Annotated in this window: 17 protein-coding genes; 14 read left to right on the plus strand and 3 right to left on the minus strand. The window is 52.5% G+C overall.

Features of this window, described 5'->3' with window-relative positions; all coding sequences use genetic code 11:
* Positions 1–4: 4 nt before the first annotated feature.
* On the minus strand, positions 5–226 hold the full coding sequence (gene lptM, locus ACFQPC_RS13725) for an LPS translocon maturation chaperone LptM (RefSeq protein WP_382272446.1): 222 nt from the start codon (positions 224–226) through the stop codon (positions 5–7).
* A 28-nt stretch (positions 227–254) separates the two neighbouring features.
* Here lptM and cyaY point away from each other — a divergent pair, with 28 nt between their 5' ends.
* The gene (cyaY, locus tag ACFQPC_RS13730; protein WP_382272447.1) at positions 255–593 is read left to right on the plus strand and encodes an iron donor protein CyaY; all 339 of its coding nucleotides are present in this window, start codon (positions 255–257) and stop codon (positions 591–593) included.
* 77 nt (positions 594–670) lie between these two features.
* On the opposite strand, the gene ACFQPC_RS13735 is transcribed toward cyaY, so the two are convergent.
* On the minus strand, positions 671–3,025 hold the full coding sequence (locus ACFQPC_RS13735; protein WP_382272448.1) for a penicillin-binding protein 1A: 2,355 nt from the start codon (positions 3,023–3,025) through the stop codon (positions 671–673).
* 334 nt (positions 3,026–3,359) lie between these two features.
* Between ACFQPC_RS13735 and ACFQPC_RS13740 the strand changes: the two genes are divergently transcribed.
* From ACFQPC_RS13740 to ACFQPC_RS13770, 7 genes are all read left to right on the plus strand, one after another.
* Positions 3,360–4,442: a pilus assembly protein PilM gene (locus ACFQPC_RS13740; RefSeq protein ID WP_382272449.1), complete on the plus strand. Its 1,083-nt coding sequence runs from the start codon at positions 3,360–3,362 to the stop codon at positions 4,440–4,442.
* Complete coding sequence (locus tag ACFQPC_RS13745; protein ID WP_382272450.1) at positions 4,439–5,050, plus strand: PilN domain-containing protein; 612 nt, start codon at positions 4,439–4,441, stop codon at positions 5,048–5,050. The genes ACFQPC_RS13740 and ACFQPC_RS13745 overlap by 4 nt, the downstream gene beginning before the upstream one ends.
* 15 nt (positions 5,051–5,065) lie before the next feature.
* Positions 5,066–5,725: a type IV pilus inner membrane component PilO gene (locus ACFQPC_RS13750; RefSeq protein WP_382272451.1), complete on the plus strand. Its 660-nt coding sequence runs from the start codon at positions 5,066–5,068 to the stop codon at positions 5,723–5,725.
* The gene (locus ACFQPC_RS13755) at positions 5,722–6,261 is read left to right on the plus strand and encodes a pilus assembly protein PilP (protein ID WP_382272452.1); all 540 of its coding nucleotides are present in this window, start codon (positions 5,722–5,724) and stop codon (positions 6,259–6,261) included. Before ACFQPC_RS13750 ends, ACFQPC_RS13755 begins: the two co-directional genes overlap by 4 nt.
* Before the next feature lie 47 nt (positions 6,262–6,308).
* A complete protein-coding gene (pilQ, locus tag ACFQPC_RS13760; RefSeq protein WP_382272453.1) occupies positions 6,309–8,357 on the plus strand; it encodes a type IV pilus secretin PilQ in 2,049 nt (682 codons plus the stop codon).
* Between the two features lie 61 nt (positions 8,358–8,418).
* The gene (gene aroKB / locus ACFQPC_RS13765) at positions 8,419–10,083 is read left to right on the plus strand and encodes a bifunctional shikimate kinase/3-dehydroquinate synthase AroKB (protein ID WP_382272947.1); all 1,665 of its coding nucleotides are present in this window, start codon (positions 8,419–8,421) and stop codon (positions 10,081–10,083) included.
* 39 nt (positions 10,084–10,122) lie between these two features.
* Positions 10,123–11,271 (plus strand): deoxyguanosinetriphosphate triphosphohydrolase, encoded by a 1,149-nt coding sequence (locus ACFQPC_RS13770; RefSeq protein ID WP_382272454.1) that lies wholly within the window; start codon positions 10,123–10,125, stop codon positions 11,269–11,271.
* An 18-nt stretch (positions 11,272–11,289) separates the two neighbouring features.
* On the opposite strand, the gene ACFQPC_RS13775 is transcribed toward ACFQPC_RS13770, so the two are convergent.
* Positions 11,290–12,381, minus strand: coding sequence for an enoyl-CoA hydratase/isomerase family protein (locus ACFQPC_RS13775; protein WP_382272455.1), 1,092 nt, complete (start codon positions 12,379–12,381; stop codon positions 11,290–11,292).
* Between the two features lie 165 nt (positions 12,382–12,546).
* On the opposite strand from ACFQPC_RS13775, the gene ACFQPC_RS13780 reads away from it, so the two are divergent.
* The 6 genes from ACFQPC_RS13780 (at position 12,547) to ACFQPC_RS13805 (ending at position 19,431) form a co-directional block, all read left to right on the plus strand.
* The gene (locus ACFQPC_RS13780) at positions 12,547–12,996 is read left to right on the plus strand and encodes a type IV pilin protein (RefSeq protein WP_382272456.1); all 450 of its coding nucleotides are present in this window, start codon (positions 12,547–12,549) and stop codon (positions 12,994–12,996) included.
* Positions 12,990–13,595, plus strand: a complete 606-nt coding sequence (locus ACFQPC_RS13785) for a GspH/FimT family pseudopilin (protein ID WP_382272457.1) — start codon at positions 12,990–12,992, stop codon at positions 13,593–13,595. The genes ACFQPC_RS13780 and ACFQPC_RS13785 overlap by 7 nt, the downstream gene beginning before the upstream one ends.
* Positions 13,596–13,608: 13 nt before the next feature.
* Entirely contained in the window at positions 13,609–14,058 is a 450-nt protein-coding gene (locus ACFQPC_RS13790; RefSeq protein ID WP_382272458.1) for a type IV pilus modification PilV family protein, read from the plus strand.
* A gap of 1 nt (position 14,059) precedes the next feature.
* Complete coding sequence (locus ACFQPC_RS13795; protein ID WP_382272459.1) at positions 14,060–15,232, plus strand: PilW family protein; 1,173 nt, start codon at positions 14,060–14,062, stop codon at positions 15,230–15,232.
* Between the two features lie 13 nt (positions 15,233–15,245).
* A complete protein-coding gene (locus tag ACFQPC_RS13800) occupies positions 15,246–15,866 on the plus strand; it encodes a pilus assembly PilX family protein (RefSeq protein ID WP_382272460.1) in 621 nt (206 codons plus the stop codon).
* Positions 15,867–15,936: 70 nt separating this feature from the next.
* Positions 15,937–19,431 (plus strand): pilus assembly protein, encoded by a 3,495-nt coding sequence (locus tag ACFQPC_RS13805; protein WP_382272461.1) that lies wholly within the window; start codon positions 15,937–15,939, stop codon positions 19,429–19,431.
* Positions 19,432–19,436: the final 5 nt, after the last annotated feature.

Below are 19,436 nucleotides of genomic sequence, written 5' to 3' on the forward strand. Positions count from 1 at the left end.
GGTTTTACTTGGTATCGGATGACGGAACTGCTGGAGCAGGAGTTGGCGGAGGAATGGTCGGTGTTGATTTTTTGGATTGCCCTGCGACTGGCTTGCTTCCCGGCATATAAAGCGGACCTTTTTGGCCGCAACCGGCGAGCAGGCTGATGCAGGCTATGCCGGCAAGAGTAGAGAGCAACGCGACGAAGCGCGATAAACCAGATTGGGACTTCACGATTAGAATCACTGTTTAACGAAACGTGTTGGAGTGTAGCATGACCGAATCAGAATTCCTGAAGCAAGCGGAAGCAACTTTGGATCAAATTGAGGCCAGCCTGGAAGATTTGGCCGATACCAGTGATCTGGATGTCGAATGCACCCGTAGCGGCAATGTGCTGGAGATCGAATTTATCGATAACGGCTCAAAAATCATCGTCAATAGCCAGGCTCCCATGCAAGAGCTGTGGGTGGCGGCCAAATCCGGCGGCTTCCATTTCAAGGCGACTGGCACGCAATGGATCAATACGCGCGATGGTGCCGAGTTATTTGCGGCTTTGTCGGAAATGGTGAGCAAGCAAGGCGGGATTCCGGTCGTTCTGCAAGACGCGGGCTGATCAGCTACGGATTGATGCAATAAAAAAGCGGGAGGTCCTCATCGGAGTTCCCGCTTTTTATTGTTTGCTTGTCAAAATTAAAACAATTCGTTTTTCACTTCATCCTTGGTCGGTGCATTCGACGGGCTGTTTGCATCGCCCGCGTCCAGGTTGCGTACGCCCAGGCCAGGCGGGCTCTCGGCATAATAGTATTCGCCATTCACCGTAATGATGCCTTCCGGTACGGTGCGCTCGACCATAGGCACGTCCTTGAGTGCCTTTTGCATGTAATTGATCCAGATCGGCAGCGCCAGGCCACCACCGGTTTCGCGATTGCCGAGATTTTTCGGTTGGTCGAAGCCGATCCAGGCGATACCGACAATATTCGGCTGGTAACCCGCAAACCAGGCATCAAATGAGTCGTTGGTGGTGCCGGTTTTACCTGCGAGATCGGTGCGCTTCAATGCCATTGCCTTGATCGCGGTGCCTGACGTCACTACGCCCTTGAGCATGCTATCCATCAGGAAGGCATTACGCGGGTCGATTGCACGGTTTGCTTCGTCGCCCGCCATGTCCGGTTTGACTTCCGACAGCAGCTTGCCATTGGCGTCGGTAATCCGGGAAATCATATACGGGCTGATTTTGTAGCCGCCATTGGCGAATACCGAGTAGGCCGCGGCCATTTGCAGCGGCGTCACTGCGCCCGCACCCAATGCCAGCGTCAGGTAAGGCGGGTTCTTGTCGGCATCGAAGCCAAAGCGCGTAATGTATTCCTGGCCGTACTTGGCACCGATTTTATGCAGGATACGGATCGAAATCATATTCTTCGATTTGGCCAGGCCCTTGCGCATCGTCATCGGGCCATCGTACTTGCCGTCGTAGTTCTTTGGTTCCCATGGCTGGCCGCCGGTCTGGCCGGCATCGAAACTGATAGGCGCGTCATTGATGATGGTGGCTGGCGACAGGCCTTTTTCCAGCGAAGCCGAATAGATGAAAGGCTTGAATGAGGAGCCGGGCTGGCGCCATGCCTGCGTGACGTGGTTGAATTTATTGCGGTTGAAGTCAAAGCCGCCGACCAGTGCGCGTATCGCCCCGTCATTCGTATTGGCGGCGACAAAGGCAGACTGTACTTCAGGCATCTGGATGATGCTCCAGGCCTTGCCCTCCTGCATCACACGGATGACAGCGCCGCGTTTGACGCGCTTGTTAGGCGCGGCTTTTTCACTCAATAGATTGGCGGCAAAGGTCAGGCCGGCGCCTTCAATCTGGATTTCCTCACCGGACACCAGGACTGCGCGGACCAATTTTGGTGTCGCTTCCAGCACAACGGCTGCGACCAGGTCGTCACTGTCCGGGTGGTTAGCCAGTTCCACTTCAATCGCAGCTTCGGCTTCTTCCTTATTGTTCGGGATTTCGATATAGCTTTCCGGGCCGCGATAGCCGTGGCGCTTTTCGTAATCCATGACACCGCGGCGCACTGCTAGGTAGGCGGCATCCTGATCAGCTTTGGTAATGGTGGTGAAGACGTTCAGGCCGCGCGTGTAGGTTTCTTCCTTGAATTGTTCATACACCAGTTGGCGTGTCATTTCGGCTACGTATTCAGCATGTACGCCGAACTCGCTGCTATTTGTCTTGATCTTGAGCTCTTCATCCTTGGCTTGCATGTATTCCGGCTCACTGATGTAGCCGAGCTGGTACATGCGCTGCAAAATGTATTGCTGACGTGCTTTGGCGCGTTTCGGATTGACGACCGGATTGTAGGCGGAAGGCGCTTTCGGCAGGCCGGCCAGCATTGCTGCTTCAGCGATGGTGATTTGCTGTAATTTTTTGCCGTAATAGATTTGGGCTGCTGATGAAAAACCGTAGGCGCGTTGACCAAGATAAATCTGGTTCATGTAGACCTCAAGGATTTGATCCTTGCTCAGGTTTTTTTCGATTTTCCACGCCAGCAGTACTTCGTAAATCTTGCGCTTGAGTGTTTGTTCGCTCGACAGGAAGAAATTGCGCGCTACTTGCTGGGTAATGGTGGATGCGCCTTGACGTGCACCACCACTCAGGTTGTGTACCGCCGCGCGCACGATCCCGACATAGTCGACGCCACCATGTTCAAAGAAGCGATCATCTTCGATCGCCAACACGGCTTTCTTCATGATGTCCGGAATTTCCCTGATGTGTACCAAATTCCGTCTTTCTTCGCCAAATTCGCCGATCAGGACGTTATCTGCAGAAAAAATGCGTAATGGGATTTTGGGGCGGTAGTCAGTCAGCGAATCCAGTGCCGGCAGGTTCGGATAGGCCATGGTCAGGGCAAACACCAGAATCAATGCGCCTATCACGCCCAAACCGGTAATCAGGCCGATCACCCCGAGTGTGATTCGCAATGCCAGATTAGGTGCGCGTTTTTTAGCTGATTTTGGTTCGGTACTGCCGGACGATGATTGTTTGGAAGCCATGCAGGGAGGAAAAGTGAGGGGTCGATATTCGGGCCATTATAGCTGGCTGCCGCTAAGGGACGCGATTGTTACTAATAAACAGTACTAATTGCAACATCGGTTTTTGCGCGTGGATTTTTGGCAACGGATTTGCAAATTACTTTGTGGAAAGTGCTTTACACTTTTGAAGGCTTGTTGCTACGATTTAATGTAACGTTTTACCAATGTGCTCTAAATATAAGTTTTTAAACGATTTTTATCGAAAAATCATTACTTTTTCATTCCGGTCGAGTTTTTGACAAGCTAAACGGCGTGGCGTTCACATACTAAATTACGTTTCTAGGGAGAACTGCCCTTGGCTTTAGATTTTGGCTCCTTATTCGGCAAAAAGAATCCGCCGTTGATTGGTTTGGATATTAGTAGTTCCGGGGTGAAACTCGTTGAATTGTCTGAGGTTGGGAAAAACGAACTCCGTCTGGAGTGTTTCGCCTCAGAACCATTGCCGCGGGGAGCGGTAGTGGACGGAAATATCGAAAATATCGATCAGGTATCGGATGCCGTGCTGCGCGTTTGGAAAAAGAGCGGTACGCGCGCCAAGTTTGCCGCTATGGGCATGCCGCCCGCATCAGTTATTACTAAAAAGATAATTCTTCCCAGTGGCTTGTCGGAAGAGGGGCTGGAATTGCAGGTTGAGACCGAGGCCAGCCAATACATTCCATTTGCACTGGATGAAGTCCGGCTCGACTTTGACGTGATCGGCCTGGTCGAGAATTCGCCGGACGACGTAGAAGTCATGCTGGCTGCAACGCGCAAAGAGAAAGTCGAAGACCGCGTAGCTGTCGCCGAAGCGGCTGGCTTGAAACCTACCATCATGGATATCGAGTCATATGCGGCGCGTGCTGCGATCGATCGCCTGACAGCGCAAATGCCGAACCGCGGACAGGGCCAGATCATGGGTTTGTTCCAGATCGGTTCGCAAGTCATGCACGTATCGATGTTGCTGGATGGTCAATTGATTTACGAGCGTGAACAACCATTCGGCGGCCATCAACTGACGCAAGAGATCGTACGTACTTACGGCTTGTCGTATGAAGAAGCTGAAGTCAAAAAGCGCAACAATGATTTGCCGGATGGTTATCAAGCTGAAATCCTCGAGCCTTTCCTGGAAACCGCCGCGCAAGAAGTAACGCGTGCAATTCAATTTTTCTTTACTTCCACTCCTTATACCCGCGTCGACCAGCTATTTCTGGCAGGTGGCTGCGCGATTATCCCCGGCATGGTGGATACCGTTGCCAACCGCACCAAGTTATCAACGTCAGTGGTTAGTCCATTCAAGGGTATGCAGTTGAGCCCGAATGTACGGGAAAAGCAGTTGCGCATCGAAGCACCGGCTTATCTGGTTGCATGCGGTTTGGCGATGCGGAGGTTTGACCGATGATCCGTATCAACTTATTGCCACACCGTGAAGCAAGACGGAAGCAGCGGCAAAAGGATTTTGTTGCACTGCTGTTGTTGAGCGGGATTTTTGGGGCGCTGATTGTGATCGCAGTCGGTGCTTATTTCTCCAATCAGCTTTCCGATCAACAGCAACGTAATAGTTTCATCAAGGCGGAAAACACGCGTCTCGATGGCGAAATCAAGGAAGTCGCGAACCTGAAACAGGAAATCGAAGCCTTGAAGGCGCGCCAGCAAGCGGTTGAAGATTTGCAGAGTGATCGTAATCAACCTGTTTACTTGATGGATGAACTGGCGCAACAAGTGCCGGAAGGCGTTTACCTGAAGTCCTTCAGGCAGGATGGACAGCGCGTGCTGTTGAATGGTTATGCGCAATCAAACGAGCGGGTCTCCGAGCTGTTGCGCAATCTTGGCAATCAATCGCCATGGCTGGAGCGTCCGGATTTGATTGAAATCCGCTCCACTGGTATCGGTGCGGGCAAGGACGCGAAGAAAGTATTCGAATTCACCATCAATGCCGGCATCAAGCGTCCACGTGACCAGGATCCCGCCGCTACAGCTGCGCCAGTCGCAGCTGCGCGGAAACCTTGATATGAGACAGGCACCATGGCAGATCTGAAAAATATTGGGGAATCGATCAGTGCACAGTTCCGTGACCTGAACGGCTTGCATCCTGGACTATGGCCGGTGGTGCCGCGCATGTTGTGTGCGGCTGGCGTACTGGTGGCGGTACTTGGGGTGGGCTGGTATTTGTATTGGAGTGATCAGCTCGATGAGCTTGATCGCGCGGTAGCGGAAGAAGTGACGCTGAAGGATGCGTACAAGTCCAAGGTACAACAGGCGATCAATCTGGTCGGTTTGCGCAAGCAAAAAGAACAGGTGAACGAATACGTCTCTACGCTGGAAAAGCAGTTGCCGAGCAAGGCTGAGATGGATGCGTTGTTGTCTGATATCAATCAGGCGGGTCTGGGGCGCGGCCTGGCCTTTGAGTTATTCAAGCCGGGCCAGGTCGTCGTGCGCGATTATTACGCCGAGTTGCCGATTGTGATCAAGGTGACTGGTAGCTATCACGACGTCGGGGCCTTCTCCAGCGATATAGCGAATTTGCCACGGATCGTGACGCTCAATAATATGAATCTGGTGGTCGCCAAGGGCAATACCCTGACGCTGGATGCCGTAGCAAAGACCTTCCGTTATTTGGATGATGAAGAAGTTGCGGCACAACGCAAGGCTGCCGCCGGCAAGAAGAAGGGTGGCAAACGATGATGCATGCTCCATTCATTAAGCGCGCTCTTCCTATCCTGTTTGCGGTGATTTTGTCCGGTTGCAGTGATAGCGGCACAGCCGATGTCAGCCAGTGGATGAAGGAAACCCGTCAGCAAACACGTGTATCGATCAAGCCTTTGTCCGAACCGAAAAAATTCACGCCTTTCAGCTACGACGCGAAGAATCGCGAAGATCCATATAGCCCGAACAAGCTGGCGGCTGCCCTTGCCAAGGCTCGCAAGGATGGCGGCACGATACGGCCTGATCTGGACCGCAGGCGTGAAGCATTGGAAAGTTATCCGCTGGATACCATGGTGATGGTGGGCACGTTAGCCAAGCCGGGGCTGACCTATGCCTTGCTGCAAGTCGACAAGTCCATTTATCAGGTCAAGGTAGGGAATTACATCGGACAGAATCTCGGCATGGTGACAAAAATTACCGATAACGAGGTTTCGTTAAAAGAAGTAATTCAGGATGCGGCCGGTGACTGGGTCGAGCGTGAAGCCAAGCTGGAGTTGCAGGAGTCGCAAAAATGATCACGCTACAAAAACAATTCAAAAGTTCTCAAGGGATGGTGCAAAAAATGTGGCGACTTACTGCGTTTGTCGGTCTCTTATTCATCGGCGGTTTAGCTTCCGCACAGGAAAACGCGATTCAATCCATCACGGCAAATCAGCAGGGTTCAAATATTGTCGTGAAAATCGCTTTGACGAATCCGCTGGTCAAGCCGCCGGTTGGCTTTACGATTAATAGTCCTGCCCGCATTGCGCTCGATTTCGCCAATACTGCGAATGCAACCGGAAAAGGTTTGCAGGATATCGGCCTGGGCGATGTGCGCAATGCCAATATCGTTCAGGTTGGTGATCGTTCCCGCCTGGTTTTCAACCTGACCCGTCCTTTGAATTACGCCACTACGGTTGATGCCAATACCGTCATCGTGACGATAGATGGTACCGGTGCTGTCGCCACTCCTTTGAATGCAGCCGGTTTGCCGGTCCCCGTTGCAAAAAACAATGCGGGACGCCAAGCCTTGCGGGATATCGACTTCCGTCGTGGCAGCAATGGCGAAGGCCGCATCGTTATTGACTTGCCGAATAACCAGGTTGCTGTTGACGTTCGTCAGCAAGGTAAGAAAATTGAGGTCGATTTCATGAAAGCGACCTTGCCGGATGTCTTGCGGCGTCGCCTCGATGTGGCGGATTTTGGCACCCCTGTAAATGTCGTCACTACCCAGCAGCAGGGTGATAATGTGCACATGACGATTGAGCCAAAAGGTTTGTGGGAACACAGTGCCTATCAAAGCGATACCCAACTCGTAATCGAGGTCAAGCCGCTGAAGGAAGAGCCTAACAAGCTTGGACAAGGTGTACGTGATTATCGCGGCGATAAATTATCGTTGAATTTCCAGAATGTGGAAGTGCGGGCGGTATTGCAGGTGATCGCAGACTTCACAGGCTTGAACATCATTACCAGTGACACGGTCAGCGGTAATCTGACTTTGCGACTGAAAGACGTTCCCTGGGATCAGGCACTGGACATCGTGATGCAAGCCAAGGGTTTGGACATGCGCAAGAACGGCACCGTGCTGTGGATTGCGCCCCGTGACGAGTTATTGACCAAAGAAAAACTGGAGCTGGAGCAGCGCGCCCAGATCGCTGAACTGGAACCTATCAAGACAGAAACCTTCCAGCTCAATTATCAAAAAGCTGAGTCGTTCAAGCAAATTTTCGGTATTGATGGCGGCAGTCGTAGTATTTTGACCAAGCGCGGTAGCGCTGTGGTCGATCCGCGGACTAATCAATTGTTCATTACCGATATCGCATCCAAGTTGGAAGAAATTCGCGCTTTGGTAGCCAAGACGGATATTGCGACCCGTCAGGTTATGATTGAGGCGCGTATCGTTGAAGCCGATGACAAGTTCAGCAGTAGTCTCGGTGCCAAACTATCGTTTGGGGTGCAGAATCAAGGCAACTATCAACTCGGTGGACGCCAAACGAGCACAACGGCGGCGATTGGACCACCTACCTTGGGCGGCAGTGCAGTCAATTTGCCAGCTGGGAACATCAACGGTAATTCACCTGGCTCAGTGGCCTTAACCCTGTTTAATGCCGCAGCGACACGTTTCATTGGCTTGGAGTTGTCTGCGCTTGAAGCCGATGGCAAGGGCAAAATTATCTCCAGCCCGCGCGTCATTACGGCGGATCAGTTGAAAGCCTTGATTGAACAGGGCACCGAGTTGCCGTATCAACAAGCGACCAGCAGTGGTGCTACCAGTGTTTCCTTCCGTAAAGCCAACCTGAAACTGGAAGTCACGCCGCAAATTACCCCGGATGGCAATGTGATCCTGGATGTGGACGTGAATAAAGATACGGTGGGTGTGGAAACCCGTTCCGGCTTTGCGATTGATACCAAACACGTCAAAACCCAGGTCTTGATCGATAATGGCGGGACGGTGGTGATCGGTGGTATTTTCCAGCAAACCGAGCGTGATTCGGTATCAAAAGTGCCGTTTTTCGGGGATATCCCGGTCTTTGGTAATTTGTTTAAAACCACCGGTCGCACCAACGACAAGACTGAATTGCTGATCTTCCTGACACCTAAAATTCTGACTGACAAGGTCTCAATCAGGTAGGATGCCGCTTATAGGCAGCGCCATGTCGGCTGCTGCACCTGGTAAAGAGAGTTTGTGCAACGTGGGTGGAAACATTTTTCTGGTCGGTTTGATGGGTGCCGGCAAAACGACAGTCGGTCGTGCGCTGGCAAAAAAGCTGAACAAAAGGTTCATCGATTCCGACCATGAAATCGAAGAGCGCACGGGCGCGACCATCCCGTTGATTTTTGAAATTGAAGGCGAAGCGGCCTTTCGGCAGCGGGAAGCGGAAGTCATCCGTGATCTGACCGCGCAGCAAGATATCGTTTTGGCAACTGGTGGTGGCGCGGTCCTGAATGCGGAAAGCCGCGCCTATCTCAAGTCACGCGGCACCGTGATTTACCTGCGTGCCAGCGTCAACAGCATAGTCCAGCGTACCAGCCACGACAAGAATCGCCCACTGCTGCAAACCGGCGATCCGCGTAAAACCATAGAGGAATTATCGCGCATACGCGAGCCGCTTTATAATGAGGTGGCGCACATCGTCATTGACACCGGGCGGCCTAACGTACAATTCCTGATGCAGTCCATATTGTCCCAGCTGGGGCCTGAGCATACACAGGCTGTTGCGGCACAGGATCATCATTCTTTATCGAAACACGACATGACGTCTCAGCTTTCTTCTACTTCGAATACCTTGCAGGTTGATCTGGGGGCGCGTAGCTACCCGATTACCATCGGACACAGCCTGCTCGGCGATTCCTCCTTGCTGGCTGCGCATGTCGCCGGAGCGCGTGTCGCCATTGTGACCAACACGGTAGTGGCGCCTTTGTATCTGGAGCAGGTCAGCAAGTCCTTGCAGGCTGCCGGCAAGCAGGTCACGGAAATTGTGTTGCCGGATGGCGAGGAAGAAAAAAACTGGGCCAACCTGATGAAGATATTTGACGTCCTGCTCGCGGAAAAATGCGATCGCAAGACGACCCTCATCGCATTGGGTGGCGGCGTGATCGGTGACATGACCGGCTTTGCCGCAGCAGCTTACATGCGTGGCGTACCTTTTATCCAGGTGCCGACCACCTTGCTGTCGCAAGTGGATTCATCGGTAGGCGGCAAGACCGGCATCAATCATCCGCTCGGCAAGAACATGATAGGCGCGTTTTATCAGCCGCAAGCGGTTATTGCAGATACTGCGACCTTGAATACCCTGATTGCGCGTGAGTTATCGTCCGGCCTGTCGGAAGTGATCAAGCACGGCGCAATTATTGATGCAGCATTCTTTGACTGGATCGAAGCCAATATCGGCAAGCTGGTAGCGAAAGATGCGGAAGCCCTGGCATACGCCATCAAGCGCTCCTGCGAAATCAAGGCAGATGTTGTGCGCCAGGACGAACGCGAAGGCGGTTTGCGCGCGATCCTGAATTTTGGTCATACATTCGGTCATGCGATCGAAGCCGGCATGGGTTACGGCGTCTGGCTGCACGGTGAAGCGGTCGGTTGCGGCATGGTGATGGCGGCAGATTTGTCGCATCGCCTTGGCTTCATCGATGCGCAAACCAAGGACAGGATTGCTGCGGTAGTCAAAGCCGCTGGTTTGCCAACGATCGCACCGAACCTCGGTACCGAGCGCTGGCTGGAATTGATGGAGGTCGATAAGAAAAATGAAGGCGGCCAAATCAAATTCATCTTGCTGAAACCCTTGGGCACTTCGGTGATCATGCCGGTGCCGCAAGAAGCGTTGTTGCAAACATTAAACGCATGCGTCGCCTGATCATTCTTCAGACGACTATGTGTCTGGCTCAGTCCTGACATGAATATCGAGGCTCATCTTGCGCCTTACGCGGCCCGTTCCGATACATCGACGGGTCGCCGCTACACTGAACCATCCACCTCTTCCCGCACGGAATTCCAGCGCGACCGCGATCGCATCATCCACTCCGCCGCATTTCGCCGGCTGGAGTATAAAACCCAGGTATTCGTCAATCACGAAGGTGATTTATTCCGTACGCGCCTGACGCACAGCATAGAAGTAGCCCAGATCGCCCGTTCGATTGCGCGCAATTTGCAATTGAATGAAGACCTGGTTGAAGCCATTTCGCTGGCACATGATTTGGGGCACACGCCTTTTGGCCATGCCGGGCAGGATGCCTTGAATGCCTGCATGAGCGACTACGGCGGCTTCGAACATAATCTGCAAAGCCTGCGCGTGGTTGATACGCTGGAACAGCGTTATGGTGCCTTCGATGGTTTAAACCTGATGTTTGAAACACGTGAAGGCATACTCAAACACTGCTCACTGGCGAATGCGAAGAAGCTCGATGCGATAGGGCAGCGCTTCATAGAAAAGAAACAGCCGACGCTGGAAGCACAGCTGGCGAATCTGGCAGATGAGATTGCCTATAACAACCACGATATTGACGATGGTTTGCGCTCGGGTTTGCTGACGACTGCGCAACTGGATGAAATAGAATTTTATGCACGCCATCGGCATCAGGTTGAACTTGCATTTCCGGGCATCACCGGGCGTCGCGCAATTAATGAAACGATACGCCGGATGATCAATGCGTTGATTGTCGATGTGATTGAAACATCGAAGCAGCGTATCGCTGTGGCACAGTTAAAAACCATGGACGACGTGCGCAACGCGCCGGCTCTGATAGCCTTTTCTGACGGCATGCGTGCAGAAGCGGCTTTGCTCAAGCGCTTCCTGCGCGAAAATCTGTACCAGCATTATCAGGTCAATCGGATGACCAGCAAGGCGCGACGCATAGTGGCGGAATTGTTCGATACCTTCATGCGCGAGCCGAACCTGTTGCCGCCGGATTACCAGCAGCCGTGCAGCGATGCGCCCCAGGCTATTACAGCGCAGGCACGCAAAGTGTCGGATTACATTGCCGGCATGACAGACCGTTATGCCATACGCGAGCATAAACGCCTGTTTATGATCGATGAAATGTAAGCTGCTTACAGTCGTAAATTAGTTGAGCGCGCGCAGCGGATGTGCGTAGTCAGGCCAGGCCGATTCAAAAAACGGTGCGATCATTTCCGGCGTCACTTCTTTCAGCGTGGCCGGCCGCCATTGCGGTGTATTGTCCTTATCAATCACCAGTGCCCGGATTCCTTCTACGGTTTCACCATGTTCAAAGCAACGCCGCACCATGGTGCGTTCCAGGCGCAGGCAATCGGCCAATTCCAGTTTCGCAGAACGACGGATTTGCTCCAGCGAGACATGGATCATCAGCGGTGAGCGTTTGTGCAAAATTTCCAGGGTCTTTTGTGCAAAGGGATCGTCATCGCTTGTTAGCGATGCGACGATAGCCGCGACTTCGTCGTGTGCGAAATGGCGGTCTATCAGTGCACGTTGTCGCGCCAGCAGACTATTGGCCGGATCGATCTGCGATTTAAAGGGCGCAGCAAAATTTTCTATCGCTTGCCGATACTGCCCATCTTTGACTGATGTAAGCAGGTTCATTAATGCCGGCAATTCGGTACGGGGGACATAGACATCAGCCAGGTTTGCGTACAAGGCATCGGCTGCGCCGACGATCTCACCGCTCAAGCCGAGGTAGGTGCCCAATTCGCCTGGCAGGCGCGACAGGAAGTAACCGCCGCCCACATCCGGAAACAAGCCGATATTCACTTCAGGCATAGCCATCCGCGTACGTTCGGTCACGACACGTATGCTGGCCGCCGCACTGCTTTGTGCAATGCCCATGCCGCCGCCCATCACGATTCCATCCATTAAGGCGATATACGGCTTGGGATAGTGATGAATCAAATGATTCAACGCGTATTCTTCGGTGAAGAAATCCTCCAGCAAGGCACTACCGCCTGTCAATCCGCCCTGTGCCACCTCATGAAAAAAACGGATGTCGCCGCCGGCGCAAAACGCTTTCGGCAAGCTGCTGTCGATGACGACCGCGCGCACTGCCGGGTCATGTTCCCACGCGCCCAGCTTTTCCGCGAGCGTTCGCACCATGGGTAGTGAAAGGGAATTCATTGCCTCGGGCCTGTTCAGCGTCAGGCGTGCGAGACCATTTTCAACGGTGCTGCGGATGTGTTCAGACATGGAGCGATGATCAAATTGGTAAGGTCTGGCCATTTTATCGGCTTATGTTGTTGCAGGGAGGACAAATAGTTCAACCACTGGGGCACCGGATTGCGCCGTCCGTCGGCTGCCTCTGATGCCGGGGAGGAGTTGGTTTAAATTAATGTTAACTACAGGAAAGATGTTATGAAACATATATATTTGCCAAACATGCGTGCATCCAGGGGTTTTACCTTGATGGAATTGATGATCACGATGGTCATCATCGGCATTCTTGCCGCGATAGCCGTGCCGATGTATAGCGCTTACGTTACGCGCTCAAAAATCCCCGAGGCGACCAGCGCCCTGGCTGGTATGCGCATCAGGCTTGAGCAATATTATCAAGACAACAGGAATTATGGCTCGACTGCCGCCGCCTGCGGACTGGCTGTGCCAAGCGGGTCAAATTTTACATATACATGTGTGTGGCGCGGCACTGATCAAACTTATCTGATCACAGCGAACGGTGTTGGCAGCATGAATGGTTTTACTTACACCATAGACGAGGGCGGGAACAGGGCGACATCGGCTGTGCCTGCTGGTTGGGGTACCGCTCCGATTTCTTGCTGGGTGTCTAAAAAGGGTGGCGAATGCTAAATCGCCGGCACGAACTGGGTGTCACCCTGCTTGAGTTGATAGTGGGGATTGCTGTTGTATCCATGCTCCTCATGGTTGGATTGCCGAGTTTCGGTTTGTGGATACAAAACACTCAGGTGCGTACCGCGGCGGAAGCTGTACAGAACGGTTTGCAAGTTGCGCGGAGTGAAGCGGTCAGGCGCAATGCAAATGTGCGTTTCACTTTGTCGAATGCAAACGGCCGAGTGGAGTGGACGGTTGGTTGTGTTGTGGAGCGCGACACTTGCCCGGCCGTGATCCAGACGCGGAATGCTGCAGAGGGTGGTGTAAATGGACGAGTGGGCGTCAGCACCGAGATCCCGCCTGCAGTGGTGCCTGCTACCCAGTACAGCACAGCACTGGCCGCAGGCGAGGGGTTGACCGGCGCGGGCGGTGCGGGCGTCACTTTTAGCAGTTTGGGAATGATGGCGAATCCTGCCGCGGATGTGCATCGTATTGATGTCATTAATAGCACGACAGCGGATGCGCGGCGCTTGGTGATCATCATCGGTTCCGGCGGCTTGACGCGCATGTGCGATCCGCGTCTGTCTTTGTCAGAAAATCCACAAGGCTGTTCCTGATCTGTTGTTCATCATGAAAAATAAAAAACTTCATCTACAACAGGGTTCGATCATGCTGGAAAGCCTGATTGCAATTCTCATTTTTTCGTTCGGCATATTGGCACTGGTGGCATTGCTGGGTGCTTCAGTGAAGAACTCGTCCAGCGCCGTTTATCGTACCCAGGCCAGTCTCTTGGCCAGCCAGCTGGTTGGTGAAATGTGGACCGGGGACAAATCAAATGCCGCCTTGATTTCCAACTATCAAGGCAGTGGTCCGGAAGCATGGCGCGAGAAGGTAATGCAGGCCTTGCCCGGCGTAGTCAACGCCGGCACAAATCCACCTAGTGCAGGACAAAATCTACCGGTCATTACTGTCGCGGCAGATAACACGGTAACTATCACTATTTCCTGGCAAGCGCCAGGTGATGCCGACGTACACAAATACGTTGCTGTTTCGCGTATTACATCAAGCGACGGTAGCTAGCATGAGAAAACCAGTCGTGACTCAATTATTCAAACGCGCGCAAGGCGGATTCAGCCTGGTGGAAATTATGGTGGGTGTCACCATCGGTTTGCTCGGCGTGCTGATTATCATGCAAGTCTCCAGCGTCTTCGAAGGGCAAAAACGTACGACCACCGGTGGCGCCGATGCGCAAACAGCCGGCACGATTGCTTTTTATTCGCTCGAGCGTGATTTGCGCAGGGCTGGATATGGACTGACGGAGCCCAGCGTCATAGGCTGCAATATCAAACGCTATTACGACGGCGCACCAGCTCCGGATGTCAGGTTGACACCAGTAGTGATTACGGATGGCGCCGATGGCAAGCCGGACACGATTCATATATTTGCCAGTGGCAAAGGCAACTGGAGTGTGCCGAATCGCCTGATTATCGAGCATCCGGCAACTGCCGTCGAAGCTACGCTCAATACCAAGCTCGGAATCCGCATCGATGACCTGTTAATTGCGTACGTCCCGGGACAGGACAATTGCACGATGTTCCAGGTGACCGGACCGTTAGACGCGCTGAACAACCTGAAAATGGATGATTTAAAAGTTGAGCATAAACGCGGTACCAAGGAGGGTGAGGGGATCTGGAATCCGGACAATCCGGCAGATCTTTTCCCGGCTATAGGTTATCCGGTCGGCACGCTGGTTTTCAATATGGGTGCAATGGTGGACCACACCTACACCATCGATGCCGGCAGCAACCTGATGTTGACCGACGCCACCGGCGCGAAAGTGATTGCTAGTGATGTCATCAGCATGCAGGCGGAATATGGTTTCGATACCAGGGCCGGAGTGCAAGTGGAACCGCGTGTCGATACATGGAGCGCGACGATGATAGATGCGAATGGGAATGGCACGACACTCAATGATGGTGGCGATGTGGCGCGTATTGTTGCAGTCAGGATGGCGATGGTGGTACGGAGCAGCCTGAAAGAAAAGCCGAATGCCGCAGGAACATGTGACGTCACGATCGCGACAGCGGTCGGCTCACGGGCCGCTAATGCGCCGAGCTGGGCAGCAGGCGCAATTGATGTCAGCAAACTTCCAAATGGGGATGCGAATCCGGATTGGCAATGTTATCGATACAAGACTTTTGAAAACATCATTCCCATGCGCAACCTGATGTGGAGGGAAAACAGTGCGACCTGATCTCTCATCTTTCATGAATTTTCGCAAACAACAAGGGGTGGTGCTGTGGGTGGCGTTGATTGTCCTGGTGGCGATGACGCTGGCGGGAATTGCGCTGGTCCGCTCGGTTGATACCAGCAATACGATCGCCGGAAATATGGCATTCAAGCAGGGCATTATGCTATCCGCGGATTCAGGCGTTGAAGTCGCGATTAATTGGCTTAATGCACGACAGGCAACGGCGGCGGCGAATGACGATGCAGCCAATTCCGGTTACTACGCAAACAGTCAGGAGGGACTGGATTTAACCAGTAGCCTGAATGATCCCAAGCTGGCCGTCGTCGACTGGGATCATAACAATTGCCAGGGCTCATCTTCTTCCGTTTGTATCAAGCCTTCGCCGGCGGTTACTGTGGGAGACAACACTGTTTCCTACATCATCCACCGCCTATGCCGCAGCTCTACCAATTTTAACGATAGCGCGAACTCATGCGTTACCTACCAGAGCCGGGGTGCAGTCAGTAAAAACAGGGATAGCCTGGAGAATGGGACAGTCCGCTTTGAACCCTTGCCGACACCTTACTATCGCATCACTGCGCGTGTGCTCGGGCCGCGTAATACCACCAGTTTTGTACAGACAGTTATCCATTACTAGGCTGTGTGCTGATTAGATTGGTGCCTTCAAGTTTTCACCGATCCGGCATTGCAGTACAGGAGAAAGTTTCATGAAGAAATCTTGTTTGCTTCGCATCCAGAAGTTTTTGCTGCTGATGGCATTGGCGACATGCCTGGGGACGGTGGCGTATGCTGCGGTGACTGACATTTCAGATACGCCGCTGGCTTCCGCATCCAACAGCATCGTCAAACCGAATGTCATGTTCATTCTTGATGATTCCGGCAGTATGGCCTGGAGTTATCTGGGTGACGATGTGTATAGCAAGGGCTACGTCAACAAAGTCGGATATAGGAATTCGATTTGTAACAAAGCCTATTACAACCCGGCAGTGACTTACGTGCTGCCGGTGTATGCAGATGGTACTCCCTATCCGGCGCCGGCTTTTACAGCTGCGTACTATGATGGATTTCGCAACAATTCTGTACAAGTCAATTTGAGTACGGGTTTTATGGCGTGGCGTTCCAGTTCCAGTAGCCCGAGGACACCAACCGGTTATACACAAGACTGTACCAGTGGTAATGATTCTTGTGATCCGAGTAGCGGATCGGATCAAATTTCCAATAGTCAATCGGCTGCTTACTATTTTGTTTATAAGGGTAGTCGGTCAGCAAATCTTGGCGATAATTCCAGCAATGACCATTGCAAAAATGGGAACAGTAATTACAGTTCGAACTGGACCAAAGTGGTTGTCAGCGCGACATCCGGTGCCGGAAATACAGACGAACGTCAAAATTTCGCCAACTGGTTTAGTTATTACCGCACCCGTATGTTGGCAATGAAGACTGCTGCCGGCCTGGCTTTCAAGAGCATTAATGATAATTATCGTATCGGCTATACCACCCATAGTTATACCGGTGTTAGTGCATCGAGTTCCAGCTTTCTGAAAATTGACGATTTTACTTATGCATCAGATGGAACCGGACACAAGAACAAATGGTATGACAAGCTTTATGGCGCAGGAACATCAGGAGGTACACCCCTGCGCACCGCGCTGTCCAAGGTCGGTCGCATATATGCAGGGAAGCTGCTGACCGGAGTTAATGATCCGATTCAATATTCTTGCCAACAGAACTTCGCTATTTTGGCGACAGATGGATATTGGAATGGTGGGGCCGGTTATCAAATGGACGGTTCCACTGCGGTTGGCAACCAGGATGGCGGAACGACGGCGCGGCCCATGTTCGATGGCTTAAGTCGTAGCGATACACTGTCTGATGTTGCGATGTATTACTACCAGACAGATTTAAGAGCGGAAGATGATCTTGGTGCCTTGGGCATTAAAGTTGGTAAAAACAATGTGCCAGGTTCCGGTGCTGACGTGCAGCTACAGCAGCATATGACGACCTTCACCCTGGGCCTGGGTTTGAACGGAACATTGAATTATTCTGAAAACTATCTGTCCGGCGGTTCCAGTGATTTCAATGCAATTACCGCGGGTACCAAAAACTGGCCGGCGCCGAAGGCGGATGATCCGACCGCAATTGATGATCTTTGGCATGCTGCGGTCAATGGTCGCGGTACTTACTTCAGCGCACAAAATCCTAATTCACTGATTAGCGGACTGAGCAAAGCATTGGCCGGCGTTAGCGCACGTACCGGTGCTGCTGCATCAGCTGCGACCAGTAACCTTGAACCGGTGGCAGGAGATAACTTTTTGTTTGTTGCTTTATATCGGACCGTCAAGTGGGATGGTGATTTGCAAGCCAGGACGATAGATCCAAGCAACGGTTCCATATCGACCACCCCGCTATGGGGCGCGCAGGCCGAATTGAATAAAAAAGTGTCCGCCACGACAGATACCCGGACCATTTATACCTTTGACGCGAGTGCCACCAATAAGTTAAAGAGCTTCACCTGGGATGCCTTAACTAATGCGGAAAAAACCTATTTCAAAAATACCTGTACCAATAATCTTTTGTCGCAATGTCCTGATCTGACCAGCACCCAGCGTGATGCAGTCGATGTCGGCGATACCCTGGTGGCGTTTCTTCGTGGACGCACCGGCAACGAAGATCAGACCGGCAATGCCAATCCCTTGTTCCGGGATCGCGAGCACGCTCTGGGCGACATGATAGGCGGGCAACCGGTATATGTGAAACGACCAACCTTTAACTACCTGGATGCCAACTATCTGGAATTCAAGGAGGTGACCCAGGCCAATCGTTTAGCCATGGTTTATGCTGCCGCAAATGACGGGATGTTGCATGCTTTTGAGGCAACGACCGGACTCACGACTTCCGGTAGTGAAAAATGGGCATATATCCCACCTATCGTTTTACCTAACCTCTACAAACTGGCCGACAAGAATTACGCCACCAAGCATCAATACTATGTTGATGGCTCCCCCACGATTGCCGATATTTGTCCTAATGCGCCGACCAGTACCTGTACTGCGGGCGAGTGGAAAACGATTTTAGTTGGCGGTTTGAACAAGGGTGGCAAGGGTTACTACGCGCTGGATATCACCGACCCGGACAATCCCAAGGCGCTATGGAATTACAGCGTCGCCGATGATGCCGACATGGGCTATAGCTTCGGCAATCCGATTATTGCCAAACGCCGTGACGGGACTTGGGTGGTAGCCATTACTTCGGGCTATAACAATACCGGCGGTGACGGCAGGGGGCATTTGTATTTGCTCAACGCAAATACCGGTGCACGCCTGGAAAAACTGAATACCAACGCGGGTAGTGCCGGTTCTCCGAGTGGGTTGGCAAAGATTAATGCCTGGGTTGACACGGCGGTCGACAATACCGCCAAGCGGTACTACGGTGGTGACCTGTTGGGCAATGTATGGCGCTTCGATACGGAAGATATCATCCTTCCTGCCGGTAAGGAGGCAACGCTACTCGCGGAGCTTGGTAATGTTTCGCCTGCCGGTGTGCAGCCAATTACCACCAGACCTCTTCTGAGTGAAATTTCGGTAGGTGGTAACAATTATGCAGTCGTCACGGTCGCGACCGGACGTTACCTGGGTGATACCGATCGTAGTGATATCAGCCAGCAGTCCGTTTATGCATTGAAAGACACCTTGGCGGAAACCGGTTTGGGACAGGTGCGGGCACCGGATGTATTGGTGCAGCAGACGCTCACAACAAATCAGGCGGGCACAGAACGCACGACCTCGTCGACAGCTGTGGACTGGAATACAAAATCCGGCTGGTTTGTAGACCTGAATCCAAACAATGAATCACCTGGCGAACGGGTCAATGTCGGAATGCAGCAACAGCTGGGCTTGTTGACAGTTGCAGGTAATGTACCGGAACAAAATGCCTGTACCGTTGGTGGTTATGCCTGGTTGTATTTCTTTGATTACCGGACCGGGCAGTACTCGATGAACTCAACCAATCAAATGGCTGGACGTCGTTTGACAGGCAATGCTTTGGTCGCGGGTATTACGACCATACGACTGGGTACCGGGAAAACCACGACACTGGTGACTGATACCGGTGGTGTACTGAATAATGAAAGTAATCCGCCGCCACCACCGGATTCCCTCAAAGGTGCGCGTCGCGTCTCCTGGCAAGAGTTGATTGTTGATTAGTGTCC

Origin of the sequence: Herminiimonas glaciei (genome assembly GCF_042664955.1) — a bacterium.
Taxonomy (GTDB): Bacteria; Pseudomonadota; Gammaproteobacteria; order Burkholderiales; family Burkholderiaceae_D; genus Oxalicibacterium; species Oxalicibacterium glaciei.

Excerpts from the sequence above, each read along its gene's own strand:
- cyaY (WP_382272447.1), top strand. The coding sequence starts at position 255 with ATGACCGAATCAGAATTCCTGAAGCAAGCGGAAGCAACTTTGGATCAA.
- ACFQPC_RS13735 (WP_382272448.1), bottom strand. The coding sequence starts at position 3,025 with ATGGCTTCCAAACAATCATCGTCCGGCAGTACCGAACCAAAATCAGCT.
- ACFQPC_RS13745 (WP_382272450.1), top strand. The coding sequence starts at position 4,439 with ATGATCCGTATCAACTTATTGCCACACCGTGAAGCAAGACGGAAGCAG.
- ACFQPC_RS13750 (WP_382272451.1), top strand. The coding sequence starts at position 5,066 with ATGGCAGATCTGAAAAATATTGGGGAATCGATCAGTGCACAGTTCCGT.
- ACFQPC_RS13755 (WP_382272452.1), top strand. The coding sequence starts at position 5,722 with ATGATGCATGCTCCATTCATTAAGCGCGCTCTTCCTATCCTGTTTGCG.
- pilQ (WP_382272453.1), top strand. The coding sequence starts at position 6,309 with ATGTGGCGACTTACTGCGTTTGTCGGTCTCTTATTCATCGGCGGTTTA.
- ACFQPC_RS13770 (WP_382272454.1), top strand. The coding sequence starts at position 10,123 with ATGAATATCGAGGCTCATCTTGCGCCTTACGCGGCCCGTTCCGATACA.
- ACFQPC_RS13775 (WP_382272455.1), bottom strand. The coding sequence starts at position 12,381 with ATGTCTGAACACATCCGCAGCACCGTTGAAAATGGTCTCGCACGCCTG.
- ACFQPC_RS13780 (WP_382272456.1), top strand. The coding sequence starts at position 12,547 with ATGAAACATATATATTTGCCAAACATGCGTGCATCCAGGGGTTTTACC.
- ACFQPC_RS13785 (WP_382272457.1), top strand. The coding sequence starts at position 12,990 with ATGCTAAATCGCCGGCACGAACTGGGTGTCACCCTGCTTGAGTTGATA.
- ACFQPC_RS13790 (WP_382272458.1), top strand. The coding sequence starts at position 13,609 with ATGAAAAATAAAAAACTTCATCTACAACAGGGTTCGATCATGCTGGAA.
- ACFQPC_RS13795 (WP_382272459.1), top strand. The coding sequence starts at position 14,060 with ATGAGAAAACCAGTCGTGACTCAATTATTCAAACGCGCGCAAGGCGGA.
- ACFQPC_RS13800 (WP_382272460.1), top strand. The coding sequence starts at position 15,246 with ATGAATTTTCGCAAACAACAAGGGGTGGTGCTGTGGGTGGCGTTGATT.
- ACFQPC_RS13805 (WP_382272461.1), top strand. The coding sequence starts at position 15,937 with ATGAAGAAATCTTGTTTGCTTCGCATCCAGAAGTTTTTGCTGCTGATG.